At 36.2% G+C, this 2,421-nt stretch carries 1 protein-coding gene; it reads right to left on the bottom strand.

The window, feature by feature from the left end; all coding sequences use genetic code 11:
* Positions 1-445: 445 nt before the first annotated feature.
* Complete coding sequence (locus ACWQ4X_RS19525; protein ID WP_457904662.1) at positions 446-2,401, bottom strand: alkyl/aryl-sulfatase; 1,956 nt, start codon at positions 2,399-2,401, stop codon at positions 446-448.
* Positions 2,402-2,421: the final 20 nt, after the last annotated feature.

Genomic DNA, 2,421 nt, shown 5'->3' with positions numbered 1-2,421 from the left:
AGCGTTAGATTGGCTTACACCATTAGAGAAATTTGCTCAGCTTGTTGATTATCATAAGACTTTTCAAACTGTCGCACCTCATGTTTGAATTCGCCCTAATATAAAAGCTTATTTTCAATAAAAAACACATCATAATACCCCCTTGCCTTTTAACCACAAAAATATTGAAGTTATTATTTAGAAGCAATTAATAGAAAAATAAACAAATCTTTTTTAAACAAGCTACTAATAAAAATATCTCCATCGAAAATAAAGTATAAAAATTCAAAAACCATTTAATAAAGTATCAATAGAGTTAAAATACATATAGCTTACTTTTAATTTTAAAGAGGAATACAAGAAATAATTTCTTGTATTCCTGTTATAAGATTGGGAGAACCAAGTTGATAATTTCACCCATTTCTTTGGATCTATTAATTTAAGTTTCGACTTTACTTATTTGAGCTTAGCCATTTGGTCGAGTCACAATCGGGAAAATTGAATCTGGACGTTTAAACATTGCAAAGAATTTTCCAATTTTCAGTGGATTACCTTTGACTTTACTGTCTTTAGAAAGCAGGACTTTTACCCCTTCTATTTGACCTGTAATCATTTTTAGATATAAGGGCTTGGTTAAGGTTAATGTAGGGCAATCCAATGCCAAATCTTTACTTTCATCATAACGCTTAAACTGCATGACTGAGTTTTCAACCCATAATGAAAAATGCTCTTTGGTATCCGACAAAACCAGATTGATACACTGGTTTTCATTTTTTAAATTTTCCACATCTAAATTTGTCGCCATAGCTTCAAGAAATCTTTCAGTTGGTGTATGAATCAATAAATCACTCGGATCAGAAGTATTTTGTAGGGGTACATTATTTTGTAGCTCTTGAGCGCCCACCAAAAAGAAATTACGCCAAGTTGAAGCCTCAGCAGCATAGCCCAATTGACGATAAGTATTCGCCAATAAGTCTTTTGCTTGTTGGTTTTGAGGGTTATTCAACACAATATGTTTTAAAATCTCGGCAGCCCATCTATAGTCAGCTTGAGCGTAGGCATCCCGCGCATTTTTCAATGCATTGTTCTCCCCACCTGCTAACTCAATATATTTTTTTGCAACAGCTTTAGGGGGTAATGGATCTAAATTGGAAGGATGGGCATCGAACCATCCCATATAATATTGGTATACTGCTTTTACATTATGTTTTAGGGTTCCATAATAGCCATGAGCATATAGTTTTTGATCAAGTGCCGCTGGAAGCTTAATTTTTTCGGCAATTTCAGCGCCATTAAAACCAGAGTTCATATATCTCACCGTCTGATCATGCGTGAACTTATAAACATCTCGCTGGGTTTTAATAAAATCTTGAATATTGTCATTGCCCCAGACAGGCCAATGATGCTGTGCAATCAATACATCGGATGCTTTGGCATGCTGCATTGCTTGGTCTAGATAGCCCACCCATTTTAAGGCATCACGGACTTTAGCACCCCGAAGGGTATAAAGATTATGCATGGTATGAGATAGAATTTCTGCGCCGTTATAAAGTTTCAATGATGGGATAGAGAACGTTAATTCTGCTGGTGCTTCTGAACCCGGCACGTTATAAAACACAAAATCCAAGCCATCAACCGTCATTTTCTGTTCTGGTTGAGTGATCAGTTGTGTAGGCTCAAGGATGCCCATTTTTCCCCCAGCAACAGCCTTACCTAAACCTGTATCCACCAATCCTTCCGCATTTTTAGGTAGAAAAGTTCCATACATATAAGTCGCACGACGTATCATGGCTGAACCTGCCATCACATTTTCACTGGTCGCTTCTTCCATAAAGCCTTTTGGCGCAATAATTGGAGTTTTTCTAGCGTTAATTTCTTCGCTAGAAAGAACGCCTAATGCACCACCAAAATGATCGATATGGCTATGGGTAAAGATAATGGCTGAAATTTTTTGCTCACCTAAATGCTGTCTAGCAAATTTAAGTGCTGCTTCAGCCGTTTCTTTAGAGGTTAATGTATCCACAATAATCCAGCCAGTATCACCCTGAATGATGGTCATATTTGCCAAATCAAAACCACGAATTTGCCAAACTCGATCTGTTACTTTAAATAGCCCAACATTGTTGTTTAATTTTGCTTGTCGCCATAGAGTGGGATTAACGGTATTTGGTGCTTGATCTTGTAAAAAACTAAATGCATCAAAATCCCAGATAACATTGCCTTTCTCACTTTTAATTTGACCTGTTGGCTTGGCAATAAAGCCCTTTTGAGCCTGATTAAACTCAGTCATATCCTCTAAGTTATACTTCGCCTTATATGTATTATTTGATTCAATGACCGCTTTTTCTACTACAGTATTTGCTGCAAAAACAGAAAATGGCAGAATAAGCATCAATGAAACTGTTAAAAACTTAATTTTCATCTTCTTTCCTTTTTTTAAAT

It is taken from the genome of Acinetobacter sp. NigerLNRRAM0016, from assembly GCF_054112845.1.
Note: the sequence above shows the minus strand (reverse complement) of the source record. Positions and strands in the feature narration are given on the sequence as shown.